The sequence below is a fragment of the Sphingomonas endophytica genome (assembly GCF_001476895.1).
Taxonomy (GTDB): Bacteria; Pseudomonadota; Alphaproteobacteria; order Sphingomonadales; family Sphingomonadaceae; genus Sphingomonas; species Sphingomonas endophytica_A.
Genome location: NZ_LDTB01000200.1, coordinates 1 through 594, shown reverse-complemented (window position 1 = coordinate 594; position 594 = coordinate 1). Strand labels below are relative to the sequence as shown.

Sequence of the window (594 nt, the reverse complement as noted above, 5' to 3'; positions counted from 1 at the left end):
GTCGAAGGTGACGGTCTGGCTGATCGGCTGTGGCAGGACCTCGAACAGGCGTACGAGATGGTGAGCGACGCCGGAGGCGAGCTTGCTTGCGAGGGGGACGCCGAGCAACAGGCGGGAGGTGCGCTCATGCACGGCCAGGATCTGCTGACCGTATTTGGAGAACATCATGAGGTCGGCCTCCCAATGGCCCGGGGTCTTGCGATCGGCGACCTCGACGGGGCGCAGATCCAGCGAAACACGGCCTTCGATGAAGCTTGCGGGACTGCCGCCCCGCTTGCCGCGGCGACCGCGCTTGCTCTTGCCGCGCGGCAGGTAGCGCCGCCAGCTGAAGTCCGAGGTGCGGGTGAGCTGGGCATAAATGAAGCGGTAGATGCTCTCATAGGAGATCACCTTGCGGCCGTGCTCGCGAGCCAGCCGGCCGGCGACCTGCTCGGGCGACCAGCCCCGGCCAAGACGTTCCAACACCGCACGGCGCAGGCCGGCCTCCCGTTCGAGGCGAGAGCCCGTCCAGCGCCGCGCTCGCATCTGTTGCTGGGCATAGCTGGGCTTGTAGCCGACCTGAACGCCAGAATTACGGTTCAGCTCCCGAGAGAT

At 66.7% G+C, this 594-nt stretch carries 1 protein-coding gene; it reads right to left on the bottom strand.

What is annotated here, in order from left to right; all coding sequences use genetic code 11:
* Positions 1-594: IS30 family transposase (locus NS334_RS16725; protein WP_153002807.1), on the bottom strand; the 594-nt coding region annotated here is incomplete at both ends.